Source organism: Leptospira stimsonii, from assembly GCF_003545885.1.
Classification (GTDB): Bacteria; Spirochaetota; Leptospiria; order Leptospirales; family Leptospiraceae; genus Leptospira; species Leptospira stimsonii.
In genome coordinates this window covers 200,459-212,956 of sequence record NZ_QHCT01000001.1, presented here as the reverse complement: position 1 = coordinate 212,956, position 12,498 = coordinate 200,459, and the positions used below count along the sequence as shown (strand labels likewise).

Annotated in this window: 13 protein-coding genes and 1 pseudogene; 7 read left to right on the top strand and 7 right to left on the bottom strand. The window is 41.0% G+C overall.

Going from position 1 to position 12,498, the window contains the following annotated elements; genetic code table 11:
• Positions 1 to 31: 31 nt before the first annotated feature.
• The gene (locus DLM75_RS01000) at positions 32 to 721 is read right to left on the bottom strand and encodes a hypothetical protein (RefSeq protein WP_118966708.1); all 690 of its coding nucleotides are present in this window, start codon (positions 719 to 721) and stop codon (positions 32 to 34) included.
• 129 nt (positions 722 to 850) lie between these two features.
• Between DLM75_RS01000 and DLM75_RS00995 the strand changes: the two genes are divergently transcribed.
• The 5 genes from DLM75_RS00995 (at position 851) to DLM75_RS00975 (ending at position 7,300) form a co-directional block, all read left to right on the top strand.
• Positions 851 to 1,858 (top strand): NAD(P)H-dependent glycerol-3-phosphate dehydrogenase, encoded by a 1,008-nt coding sequence (locus DLM75_RS00995; protein WP_118966707.1) that lies wholly within the window; start codon positions 851 to 853, stop codon positions 1,856 to 1,858.
• A gap of 6 nt (positions 1,859 to 1,864) precedes the next feature.
• Positions 1,865 to 4,450, top strand: coding sequence for a tetratricopeptide repeat protein (locus DLM75_RS00990; RefSeq protein WP_118966706.1), 2,586 nt, complete (start codon positions 1,865 to 1,867; stop codon positions 4,448 to 4,450).
• A 246-nt stretch (positions 4,451 to 4,696) separates the two neighbouring features.
• Positions 4,697 to 6,034: a hemolysin family protein gene (locus tag DLM75_RS00985; RefSeq protein ID WP_118966705.1), complete on the top strand. Its 1,338-nt coding sequence runs from the start codon at positions 4,697 to 4,699 to the stop codon at positions 6,032 to 6,034.
• Positions 6,035 to 6,049: 15 nt separating this feature from the next.
• Entirely contained in the window at positions 6,050 to 6,592 is a 543-nt protein-coding gene (locus tag DLM75_RS00980; RefSeq protein ID WP_118966704.1) for a phosphopantothenoylcysteine decarboxylase, read from the top strand.
• Between the two features lie 24 nt (positions 6,593 to 6,616).
• The gene (locus DLM75_RS00975; protein ID WP_118966703.1) at positions 6,617 to 7,300 is read left to right on the top strand and encodes a phosphopantothenoylcysteine decarboxylase domain-containing protein; all 684 of its coding nucleotides are present in this window, start codon (positions 6,617 to 6,619) and stop codon (positions 7,298 to 7,300) included.
• 46 nt (positions 7,301 to 7,346) lie between these two features.
• Here DLM75_RS00975 and DLM75_RS24815 read toward each other — a convergent pair whose 3' ends face one another.
• Complete coding sequence (locus tag DLM75_RS24815; RefSeq protein WP_010572808.1) at positions 7,347 to 7,472, bottom strand: hypothetical protein; 126 nt, start codon at positions 7,470 to 7,472, stop codon at positions 7,347 to 7,349.
• Positions 7,473 to 7,571: 99 nt separating this feature from the next.
• Between DLM75_RS24815 and murB the strand changes: the two genes are divergently transcribed.
• A complete protein-coding gene (murB, locus tag DLM75_RS00970; RefSeq protein ID WP_118966702.1) occupies positions 7,572 to 8,528 on the top strand; it encodes a UDP-N-acetylmuramate dehydrogenase in 957 nt (318 codons plus the stop codon).
• Positions 8,529 to 8,565: 37 nt separating this feature from the next.
• On the opposite strand, the gene DLM75_RS00965 is transcribed toward murB, so the two are convergent.
• From DLM75_RS00965 to DLM75_RS00945, 5 genes and pseudogenes are all read right to left on the bottom strand, one after another.
• Positions 8,566 to 9,549: a sensor domain-containing diguanylate cyclase gene (locus DLM75_RS00965; protein WP_118966701.1), complete on the bottom strand. Its 984-nt coding sequence runs from the start codon at positions 9,547 to 9,549 to the stop codon at positions 8,566 to 8,568.
• A 125-nt stretch (positions 9,550 to 9,674) separates the two neighbouring features.
• Positions 9,675 to 9,887, bottom strand: a pseudogene (locus DLM75_RS24935) (DUF1564 family protein); the annotation flags it as partial.
• 12 nt (positions 9,888 to 9,899) lie between these two features.
• Positions 9,900 to 10,169 carry a DUF1564 family protein gene (locus DLM75_RS00955; RefSeq protein ID WP_118966699.1) on the bottom strand — a complete coding sequence of 90 codons (270 nt, stop codon included), beginning with the start codon at positions 10,167 to 10,169 and terminating at the stop codon, positions 9,900 to 9,902.
• A 147-nt stretch (positions 10,170 to 10,316) separates the two neighbouring features.
• Positions 10,317 to 10,910 (bottom strand): TetR/AcrR family transcriptional regulator, encoded by a 594-nt coding sequence (locus DLM75_RS00950; protein WP_118966698.1) that lies wholly within the window; start codon positions 10,908 to 10,910, stop codon positions 10,317 to 10,319.
• A 90-nt stretch (positions 10,911 to 11,000) separates the two neighbouring features.
• Positions 11,001 to 11,678: a hypothetical protein gene (locus DLM75_RS00945; RefSeq protein ID WP_118966697.1), complete on the bottom strand. Its 678-nt coding sequence runs from the start codon at positions 11,676 to 11,678 to the stop codon at positions 11,001 to 11,003.
• Between the two features lie 130 nt (positions 11,679 to 11,808).
• On the opposite strand from DLM75_RS00945, the gene DLM75_RS00940 reads away from it, so the two are divergent.
• Complete coding sequence (locus DLM75_RS00940) at positions 11,809 to 12,486, top strand: OmpA/MotB family protein (RefSeq protein WP_118966696.1); 678 nt, start codon at positions 11,809 to 11,811, stop codon at positions 12,484 to 12,486.
• The last annotated feature ends 12 nt before the right edge of the window (positions 12,487 to 12,498 follow it).

The window sequence follows — 12,498 nt, the reverse complement described above, 5'->3', positions numbered from 1 at the left end:
CGGGTTGTGAAATGTCCAACCTTTCTAATCATTAGTCTCTCCACAGAAGAAGAAGAGAATCCTCATTTTCGGAAATCGGTTCGATTCGTATATATTCGGGACCAAAAAAATCCAAAAGCGGTTTGAGAATCGTTCCCGACTTCACAAACAAGAAGACGTTTCCTTTTTCCGGAATAACTTTTTGGATCGTAATTTTCCCCGCGAGGTCAGGAATCTCCGAAAGAAAAGTGTCCATGTTGACCGTGATCACGTTACGAACACCCGTTAGTCTAAGAATCTCCGGAATTTCTTCCACGATGGTTTCTAAAATCAGTCTTCTATGAAACTGAAAGATTTTCGAAAAGATTCGAATCGGATCGATCTTTCTGGGCGTATGGCTGAAAAGACGAAACGATTGAATTTGAAGACGGACTTGATTCTGAACGACTCGAACCGGTGTGAGAGTAACGTTGTAATCCACCGAATCCGTTTTTAAGAATTTAGACCAGAACAAACCCTTGATAGAAAAATGTCCGGTTAGAATGAGGACTCCGTTTCCCGAATCGAATTCAAGGGATTCCAGTTGATCTTGTGATTCTAAAATTTTCTTTTTTAAAATTTTATTCAAAGAATGGAGTTTGAGAGTAATTTTATAATTGCTCTTCTGGCTTTCTTTTTCCAAAGAAAATCCGGTAAAAAGATCAAGAGGGTTGAAGCCTATGAGTTTCCTCAAATTGAGCATGGGAGATCAAAAATAGTTTGCGGGTAAAGAAGAGTAAACTAAATTATTGATTCCAAGTCGGGAATGATTCTTAAGAACCAATCGGGGAAAGAATTTTTTTCGACCGGATATTGCGATTGAGGAGTTTGTATGAAAATCGGAGTCATCGGATCGGGAAGTTTTGGTACCGCCTTAGGAAGTTTATTGGCCGATAAAGGGTACGATGTTACGCTCTGGTGTAGAAGCGATTCTCAGGTGGAAAGTATCAACCGAGATCATATCAACAACAAACACCTTCCCACTTTTATTCTTCCTGAAAAACTGGTGGCAAGTAAGGATCTTAAAACGGTCGTTCAAGGAAAAGATATGATCGTATCTTCTCCTCCTTCCCATGCGCTTACCGAAATTCTTCGAGAGATCAAAGAATATCTTCCGGAAAAAGTTCCGATTGTTTCTGCGAGTAAGGGAATTGAAAACGGAACCTTACGCCTTGTTTCCGAAATCTTCGAATCGGAACTTCCGGGAAAATATCACGCTTATCTTTCTTATCTTTCAGGACCTTCTTTCGCGAAAGAAATCATTCAAAAAGTTCCCACGATCGTGAGTATCGCTTCCAAGAATGAAGCAACCGCTCGGAAAGTTCAGGAAATCTTTAGCTTCTTATATTTTAGAACGTATTGGACTCCGGACGTCGTCGGTGTTGAGGTCGGAGGTTCTTTGAAAAACGTCATCGCGCTTGCCGCGGGAGTGAGCGACGGTCTTGGGTTCGGACAAAATACTCGAGCCGCTTTGATCACGAGAGGTTTGAACGAAATCACAAAGATCGGCTTGAAATTGGGAGCGGATCCGATGACCTTTCTCGGACCTTCGGGAATGGGAGATTTGATTCTTACTTGTTGCGGGGAACAATCTCGAAATCGTACGGTGGGATTTCGTTTAGGGAAAGGAGAAACACTCGAACAAATTCTTTCGAGCATGAATGAAGTCGCCGAAGGTGTGAAGACCACACAAAGCGCTTACGAACTTTCTCAAAAGTTGGGCATAGAAATGGCGATCACAAACGAAGTCTATAAAATGCTTTACGAAGGTAAGAATCCGAAAGAAGTTGTGAAAGACCTTATGAAGCGCGATTTAAAAAGAGAAGGCGTTTCCGTCTGATTTAAATTGAAGTTCTTTTCTTCTAAATTCTGTATTTGTTTCGTTTTGAGTCTTGGCGCTTTTCATTCGATAGCGGCTCAAACAAAGCAAGAATTCGGATGGGCTAAAAGTTCGGACGGTTTTTCTTTCAATCTCAACGGAAGAACCGTTTTTCAATCGAATGCAGAGGTCGTTTCCTTTCCGGAAAGTCTAAGTCTATTAGAAAAATCTGATTTTCTTTTTTACGCAGGAGAATACTATATTCTCAACAAAGACGTTAGACGTTATGAAGCCATTTTAAAACTTACTGCGAACGCGGAACCGGAGTTGGCTCTTGGAGGAATCTTATTAAGAATTCTAAAAGAGATAAACTTTAATTCAAAAGATTCTTCTCGAAATCTTCTTTCACAATTCGCAAAGAACGAAAAAAATCCGTATTTAAAGGAACTTGCGGAAGGATTTGATTCTTCCGTATTCGAGAAAAAATCGCCGGAAAATCTAAAGTGTTCCCGAAAGAACGTATTCTATTCGCTTTGTAAGACTCTGCGTCTAAAAAAATATCTCGAAGATTTTAAAGTCGAAGCCAAGTCCCACGAAAGGGAATATCTAAATTTAAACAGAACCCTCGCTCCGTTTTTGGAAGATCCGGAACTGAAATACATTCCTTTCTTAAGTAATTTTATCTTCAATATCGCGGACCAACTCGCTGAATTAGGCCTGTCCAGAGAAGCGGTTCATTTTCAGAAAATTCTTATCATCTCCGAAAATTTAAGCGGAAGAATCATCGGTTATTCCTATGAAAAGCTCGCTTACTACTATCTGATCGGAGGAGATCTCGTTTCCGCCGAAAAAGTATTGGATTATATTCTTAAATATCATCCCGACTTGAGAACTCCTTATAAAAATCATCTTTATTTAAAGTTAGGCACCATTGCTTATCTCAATCAGGATTATAAAAAGTCTCTGGATTATTATCTCAATTTGGATTTTTTAGAATGGTCTTCTACGATTCTCAATCCGTTTTTGGGAGAGCCGATTTCGATCAACAGCGCGCGGGATTTGATTTCGATGGCGATTTGGAGAACGAAAAGTTCTTTCAAGGCAGTCGATGCACTGAAGTCCGTTTCGACTCCGAAGAATTTAACCGAAGACGATCTGTTTACCCGTTTGAGAATCATTCAGATTCTTATGAACGACGAGCCGGAAGTCGCCGGAAAAATGGCGACGGAAATTACGTTCCTCGCTCAGAGTAAAGGATGGAAGAGGGTGGAATATTCTTCCACGCTTTTGAACGGATTTATTCATTATAAGAAGAATGATCTTCGAAAAGCGATCATCGAATTTACGAAAGCGTACGGGATTCTAAAATCCGCGGATCCGGTTTATACGGAAGAATGGATTCGATTGACGGGTCTTTTTTATTCTCATAAAGAATCGAGATCCTTAAAAACGGTGAAGGGCGCTTTGGATCAGGCGATCGCGATTACGATTCAGAGAAGACCGGACGATATGCTTCTGCAGTTGAAAAATTATCTTCCGGCGGTTTACGGTTTGAGGGAATTCACGGACGCCGCGATCAACTACTACATCACACACGGTCATACGATCGAACTTCTCGGATTCTTATCAAGACTCGAACAAAAAGATGTGATGGGAAATAACGCTTATCCGAACACGTTAGTTTCCATCATCGATACGAGCAGGAGAATTTCTTCCTTTAGAGGATTTTATCCGGGACCAAAGGAACACTTAACTTCAAGTCGATCCGAAATTCGAAAAGCCGAAGTGACTCGGTTATTGGAAGAATTCGATCCGTTTCGAAACCAAGAGATCAAAAAATCGCATATCCCGGTCCTAAGCGTTTTTGTAAGAGACAAAAGAACTTACATCTTCTGGAAACCCGCGGATTCGCAAGAATTGGATTTGAAAGAAATCCCTTCCGAGTCTGCTTCCTCATTTACCGTGCAGACGATGCTCAAGGCTTTGGTGGAATCATCTTCCAAAAGCGATAGCGTTCAAATTTATTTGAACGTAGCTGGAATGGAATCTTTCGATTATCTCAAGAAAGAATTTCCGGACATCGACTTCCGACTGTTTACCAAATTCAGCAAGAAAGAAGATCAGACGAAGATAGAAAGAGTGTACATCGGTGATTGTAAGAGCGCAGATTCTCCCGTTAAACCGAACTTCGAGAAGATCGGTTCTGCCTATTTCGAAGGAAACAAACTTTTAACAGGAAGTCACTCGATGATGGTCTGGAATCTAAAAGTGGAGAATAATTCTCCGGAAAGTTTGAACGAATACGCCTGGACCTGCGGGGAAGATCCGATTCGTTTTTCGAGGTTACACCGGCGTTACGATTTTAGAAACACTCCTCAGAGATTGATTTTTACGAGAGATTCTTTGAGTGGAAACGGTTGGAAGGGGCGGTCGGAAGATTTTTTAGATTGGGTTTCCTTTTGGATTAATTCCGGCGTTCATCGTATGTATTATATCAAATCCTTGGACTTGAATTCAGAATCGGACATAAACCTTTTGGAAAAACTTTCGCAAGAGACGAGCGAGCCGGAATCTTCTTTTCGAGGAATTCGGATTCGAAAACACATCGAATAGGCCAAATCATACTTACTTTATCTCTTTTTATAAACGTTGATTATAAAAAAATGTACGGTTTTTTTTCTTTTAAACGATCGACATTTTTCGCCAATTTAAGGACTCTATCCAGTAAACTCACATGGACCCCGAAGGTAGTCAGTTCTACACTCCAACGATATCAGCTTTCCGTTCTTTTTCTTCCGAAACACGGCTCATTCTAAAATCAAATAAACTTAGATCCGCTCTAATCTCTATCCTCCAAACATGGAACTAATCGGCTTTTTCATCATCGTTCTCTTAATATTTGCGAACGGATTTTTCGTTTCCGCAGAATTCGCTTTGGTTTCGATTCGCCCGTCTCGTTTGGAAGAATTGATCAAGGAAAATCGTCCCCTCGCGTTGATTACCAAAAGAGCCGCTCAAAAGCTCAACGATATGTTGTCCGTTTGTCAGGTCGGAATTACGGTCGCAAGTCTTTTGTTAGGTTGGGTCGGCGAAGGATACGTTTCAAGATGGCTGACATTTTTCCTGGAAATGTTCGGTTATTCCACGAGCGAAGCGACTATTCACGGTTTGGCGATCACGGTTTCGTTTACGATCATCACCTTCTTGCACATTCTTCTCGGAGAACTTCTCCCTAAGACGATCGCGATTCAGAATACGGAAAAAATCGCCCTCTTTATCAGCATTCCTCTATTCTTCTTTTATTATACGTTTTACCCGATTACTTTCTTTTTAAACGCGCTTACTTCCTTGCTTCTCAAGTTGATGGGAATTCAGGAAAATAAAAGTAGAATGATGCATTCTCCCGAAGAATTAATGATCATCATCGAAGAACAGAATAAACAGGGAAAAATCGATCAGGAAGAATTTCAGATCATTCAAAATACGTTTCAATTTTCCGAACATCAGGCGAAGGACGTAATGACTCATCGTCTGAGTATCATCGGGATTCCACACGAAACTACGATGGATTCTTTGATTTCAATCATTGCGGAACATCATTTCTCAAGATATCCAATTTATGAAGGAAACACGGATAAGATCATTGGGATTATTCACGTGCAAACTTATCTCACTTGGCTTTCCAATTCCAAAAAGGGAAGAAAGGAAAAAGTTACCGCGATCATGCAACCCCCGATCTTCGTTCCGGAAGGCCTTTCGATTGAAAAAGTGATGCAGAAGCTGAGAGAAAACAAACAACATATGGCGATCGTCATCGATGAATACGGCGGTGTTTCCGGTCTCCTGACTTTAGAAGATATCATAGAAGAGATTTTCGGTCAGATCCGGGACGAAACCGACGATCATGAGACCGATCCGTTTCCGGCACAACATTCGGATAGCTTTGCGATCGACGGAGAAGCTGAGTTGGATGATCTCAAGGAAATTCTTATCGGTGTTCAAGACGAGGAGATCAGCGATATTCGCACGATCGCGGGTTTTATTCTCGGGAGATTGGAGGATATGCCTCAGGAAGGTTCCACCATTTCTCTTCAGTCCGGAACTCTCACCGTGGAAAAAATGGAAGGAAATAAGATTCTTTCCGTTCGTTTTACAAGAGGAAGCCTCAATAACAAGGCGCAGTCTAAATCTAAGTAGAAGTGGAAAACCGAAATGGCCAATCCTGGAAAAGAAATATTAATTGCGGTTTCAGGAAGTATCGCGGCTTACAAAACTTGTGAACTCGTGAGGAACCTTACGAAAGAAGGTTTTCCCGTAACCGTAATTATGACTTCTCACGCAACTGAATTTATCGGTCCGATTACCTTCGAAGCTCTGACCGGTAAGAAGGTTCGAGTCAACGAATACGAAGAAGGGATGGCCCATATCGATGCGAAGAATTCCGCTTCGGTTATGGTCGTAGTTCCGGCAACCGCGAATATTATCGGAAAAATGGCCAACGGAATTGCGGACGATCTTGTAACCTCAACGTATCTCGCCGCGAATTGTCCTGTGATCGTTGCTCCTGCGATGAATCCTTTTATGTATTCTCATCCTTCCGTTCAGAGAAACTTAAAACGTCTTTCCGATGACGGAGTTATTTTGGCAGATCCGACGAACGGAGTCGTTGTTTGCGGTGACGAAGGATATGGAAAGTTAGCCGAAATTTCGGTGATTCAAAAGATGATCATCGATGTGTATAGAAAGAATTCTTAAATAATTAAAAGAGACGCGAAAGAATTGGGATTTTCTAAAGCCATCATAACCTCCGGTCCTACTAGAGAATGGATCGATCCGGTTCGTTATATTTCCAATGCATCTTCCGGAAAGATGGGATTTCATATCGCGGAAGCCATCGGAAACTGGATCAAGGATGTAACCTATGTCCATGGTCAAGTGATGGAAGAATATAAGAATCCCAAAGGTTCTAAGAAGATACGTGTTGAAACGACTTTAGAAATGAGAGACGCAGTTCTTTCCGAGATTCAGAAAGATACGCTCTTGATCATGGCGGCGGCTCCGGCGGACTTCCGACCTGCAGAGAGTAAGGAGTCGAAGATCAAGAAGGAAGATGGGAGCGAAGTCCTTCTCTTGGAGTTAGTGAAGAATCCAGATATTCTAAAGGCGGTCGGTTTTCAGATTTCGGAAAAAAAACTTTCTGGTTGCTGTTTGGTTGGCTTTGCGGCCGAAACCGATTTCTTAGAAGAACACGCGATCGGAAAATTAAGAGCAAAGAATCTCAATTACATCGTTGGAAATTACGTCGGTAAAAATGAGAAGGGTTTTGGAGAGGTCGAGACAAGCGTTGTAATTTACGCCCCCTCCGGGAAAGTCGCGGAGATCGGCCCTCTTTCGAAGGAGACACTTTCCGGAAGAATTGTGGAATTCCTAAAAGAGGACGTTTCTAAGTCTGTCCTCCGTTAAAGCTAGTGGTCGGAAAACCGGTACAAATCCGTTTTCGGAATGGTCTCTAAACCAAACCCGCTAGCTTTTCTTGGTCTTGAGCAAGAAGGATCACGGATTCGCAGTAGGTTTCCCAGTCGGTTCTTCCGGAAGCAAAATCTAGATAAATGGATTCAAGTAAGAGAAAAAACATAAGTCACCTCTCTTTATAAGGATCGAATCAAACCTCCAAACTCCTTGAGTTCTTTTTCTTGCAGGAGAGAGCAGGGGAGGATCTTTTGAGTATAAGAATATGTCCCCAGCTCTTTCCGAATCTCGGCTCCGCCTTCTAAAAGAGTCATTAGAGGCTTCTAAAATTCCATTTAGGTCGGAAGTCCGGCTCTCCATCCTATCCTCGTTTAAAATCGGCGGAATTTGTCCTGTCATCGTAGAACCGGAAAGTTCAGAGCAGGTCTTAGAAGTTCTCTCGATTTTTAAAAAGATGGAACTTCCCTGGAAAATTCTTGGAGGAGGTTCGAACCTCCTAATTTCCGATCATCCGGACAATTTTGTCACTCTTCGGCTTTCCGGAAAATTTAAAGAATACGATTCGTTAGGAGGAGGGGCGTTTCAGATTGGAGCCGCAACCAACACGACTCCGACGTTTCGGCAGATTTCCCAAGCCGGTTTTACAGGGGCAGAGTTTTTAAGCACGATTCCCGGTTGGACCGGAGGCGCAGTCATTCAAAATGCGGGTTGTTACGGCGGAGAACTTTTTGATCTCATCCGAAATGTTGAATTCTTAAGAAATGGAGAAGTGTTAAAGAGAAAGCCTAGCGAGGTGGAACACGGCTATCGTTTTACTGAATTCTTAAATAGAAAGGATTCTATTATTCTTGGAATTGAGATTCTCTTGAAGGAAGGAGATTTAGAAGAAATCGAAGAATCTTTAAAAGAAAAGAGAGAAAGAAGGAATTCTTCTCAACCTGAGAATAAGAAAAGCGCGGGTTCGGTCTTTAAGAATCCTAAAATTTTTAAGGAAGACGGAAAGGAAATCAAAGCTTGGGAACTCATCGATCAAGCCGGTCTAAGAGGCGCCGTCAAAGGAGGAGCCCAAATCTCTCCTGAACACTGCAATTTTATTGTAAATCTTGGAACTGCAACCGCCTCAGACGTGAATTATTTGATTGAACTCGTCCTTGATAGGGTTTTTCGGCAAAGCGGTGTTCTCTTAAAGAGAGAAATCGAATATTTCGGCGATATTTCGTGAAGAGTCTCTTCTCCGGAATTCCGACACAAAAAAAATCTTAGTCCTTTGAAGCATACATAGAGAGATCGGCCTCATGAATAAGATCTTCTAATTTCTGGAGAGAACCGACCGACATTCCCCAAGTAAAGTGAAAAGGAGGATTGTTTTCCTTACATTTTCTCAAGAGAATTGACATAGCTTCATGAAATCTTTCCTGAGTTTGGAGAATCTTTTCCCGATTCTCATGTTGAACAAGGACTAAGAATTCATCTCCCCCGATTCTAAAAATCTTATCCGTCCCTCGAATTACGTATCGAAGAATATTTGCGAAACGGCAAAGAACTTGATCTCCTGTTTTGTGCCCATAGGTGTCATTGATAATCTTAAAATCATTGAGATCGAGTAGAGCTACAAGAGCAAGTTGGTCTTCCATTCTTCTTCCAGACCATTCTTCTTTGAGATGATTCAGTTTGTTTCTATTAAAAACGCCGGTCAGAGCATCTCGAAAAGCAAGTGTCTTTGTTTCTTCATATTGATTCGAATGGACTAATGAGATCGCGGTAAAGTCAGCTATCGTCTGAAGAATCACTAAGTCTTCCTGAGTAAATGAGGAACCGTCGAACCGATTGATAAGCTCGATTACTCCGTGAACTTGGCCTCTAAAAATCATTGGAACAGCGATGATCGTCTTTGTTTCGAAACCGGTTCTCTCATCCACTTTTGAGGAGAATCGTGGATCGTTTTTCGCGTTTTCCACAAAGACAGGACTTTTCGTTTCTACGACGGATCCTGCGATTCCTTCTCCGAATTTCAGTCGGATATTTTTAATTCTTTCTAGATCAAGACCTTCGGCGATAAGAAAGAATAATTCTTCCGAACTCTCGTCATATCTCATGAGGCTCCAGTTTTCAGGGCTGAAAAACAATCGCACTTCTTCCATGACTGCATCCAGGATTTCCTGTTGCTCCAAAGAAGAAGTGATGATTTTTCCGATCGAAGAATATAACTTTATAAGTTCAGGTTTTGGGTCTTTTAGCGGCATGGTTGCTCATTCTCTTTAAACGAAACGATGGAATTTGTATCTTTTGATTCAGAGTTTCTATTATAGATGCTTAAACCCGATTTTATCAAGATATTTCCTTCTTTTACGTTGTGGAAGTTATTCTTTTACCAATCTACAATCAATTCAAATGTTATTTGATCTCTTTTATGGGAGAATTTTTGAATTAGGCTCTGAATTCTATATTTTGCTCTCTCGGATATTTTGAAAGAAATTCCTTTTTCTTCTCTTCTTTCCATTTCTAAAAGAAGAACGAAGGTTTTGCACATTGAAATTCCTAAATACCTCGCTATTGTTCGGAGTTCCGCCCAGTCTTTTGCTTTAGGGCGAAATCAGATTCTTTTTAGATCTTGCGATTTCTTCTGATAAGAGATTCTTTCTAAGGAATTCGGTTTCTGCGTTTGAATTGCTTCTTCTTTATACTCGTTTAAGAGAATCTCAAGGTAGGCACTGAGACTTTTATGCTTTTTGATTTTTTCTAAAGCATAAGGGTAAAGTTGCAAAGGAACATAAAAATCTGCAGTAAAATAATTCGCTCTTCTTGAGCCTTTTAATTGCTTTTCATGGAAGAACCTATTTGTCTTTTTATTTTGTCCGCTCATACCGGAAACGGTTCCGAGAAGTTCTCGCGGAGAGCACGGCGATGAAGGTTTTTTTGTAAAAATTACACGGAGTTCCGACTTTTTTCCACAGCGAAATCCCCTTTTACCCCGTCCTCGTCCGGTAAATCATAGTCCGGAGTTCCGACCCTAAATCCCCAAGATCAACTCGATCCGTTCCTCAAGACCACGAACTCGGTCCAGATACAAAGCCTCCACGGAACATGCTAAAACCAAACTATGGAGAAGGTCCACACAGAGGGAAAGTTTCTCTTCCTTCCTCTGAATCAATTCGTTTCTTTCAAAAGCTACTTCAAGCAATCTCCTATACTGACTTCCGTATCGTTCCGTGTATTCATTTTGCAAATTTACGGGTGCAGAATAGATTAAACTAAAAGGAAGTCTGGCTTTATCGGGGTATTCTTTGGCTGTTAACGCGATTGCTCTAAAAATGGAAATTACTTCTTTGTGAAGTCCTTTGTCACGAACGACCCTTCTTCTAATTTCATTGAGAATGAGAAGATGCGTCGCGATGAGCGCCTTCCTAAAAAGATTTTCTTTGGAATGGAAATGATGATAGATACTAGGTTGTTCTAAACCACATTCTTTGCTGATTTCTCGTAAGGACGTTCCATGAAATCCTTTTTTAGAGAAGGCGATTGCCGCTCCCTCTAAAATTCTTTCTCGAGAATTTTTATAGTCCCTATTTAACGGATAAAGGGGACTTCCGTCTTTTCTTAACACTTGCTTTGTATCTCCGGTCTTAGAGATCTTTTTTTATATATTGATTCTAAAACGTTTTTTCAAATATCTTAATATTCGCACACTCAAACGTCAAAATTCTTTTTTAAAAACCTCGAAATAATTCCTAGTATCGTTAGGCAAAATCGAAGGCGAAGGTCCGAATCCGGGATTGTTTTGATTCGGATTATATTGACCTTTACTCTCTTTCTTATTTTCATTTCCTTGATAACTTATGAGAGTGCTAAACAATAGCTCAAAATTCGCAACATTCAAAGTGGAATCTTCTAAAGTGATTTCTACGAGAAAATGATTCCCTGAACTCGTGTAATCGAACTCGTAAAAAAAGACGGGATCCGCGTAAGCTGAAAAAATCGGAGCGATCTTCTTATCTTTTTTATCACTTCTATAAATCTGAACAAGGAAAGAATGAGCGGCATCATCGTGCGCAAGGCCGATTCCTAATTTGTATTTTTGAGTTCCGTCTTCTTGGATGGAAGGAAGATGAATCTTATAAATCACCGAGTTCCCTTTAAAAACTGCGCCATTGAACTGGTGCTTTTTTTCTACATTGTATCCCGAGTCCCTCAGATTTCTTCTGACTTCCTCTAGAAAAACTCTCAATTCTCTTTTTTCTTCGCTCGGTTTACCGGTGACGGAGGTTCCCGCTGGAGTTCTATCTTGAGAAAGGAGAAAATACGGTGCGTAAAAGACGGCTAAAAGCGATAATAAAGGGAGAATTGTGCGTATTTTAGAAATGGATCCGTTCATTTTGTTCTCTTCTTATGTAGTTTAGTCGAGGATATACACGATGAAAAGATTTTTTTATCCATTCATATCCCTCTTTTGTTTTTTTCGATTCGGCCGACATTCTTAAAAGATACTATTGGGATGGAATTCTATGCAATCTAAGACTCTTCTTCTGTTCATTTTTCTTGCTTCTCTCGGGAACTGTGTCTCGAATTCGAAATACGATTCTCTTTTGAAGGCCTATGAGGATTCCAAACTTGAAAATCAGAGAATTATAGGCGAAAAAGAAGGTCTCTTTAATTCCTTAGAAGAATTAAAACGAATTCAAGAAGAATCGGACAAACGTATTCGCGAATACAAAGGCCTCATGGCGACTTTTCAATCCATGATCGATTCCGGAAAACTAAAGATCAAGATTATCGACGGAAGAATGGTGGTCGTTCTTTCATCGGATATTCTTTTCCCGGTTGGATCGGCTTTTCTTTCCCCTTCCGGTACGGCGGCGATCCGAGAAGTGACAACTCTTCTTGCCTCTTTAGACGGAAAACGTTTTCAAATCGAAGGCCACACGGACGATACTCCAACGGGAATCAAAGGTTATACGAATTGGGAATTAGCTTCTTCCAGGGCATTGAATGTACTCCATACCATGGTAAAAGCCGGAATGCCCGAGATAAGAATCAGCGCGGCTTCGATGGGAGCCTCGAGGCCCGCACTTCCGAATACATCTCCCGAAAACAGATCGGCAAATCGAAGAATCGAGATCGTAATCGTACCGGATCTTTCCAATCTTCCTGGAATGGAAGAGTTAAAGAAGTATTCGAATTGATATATTATAAAA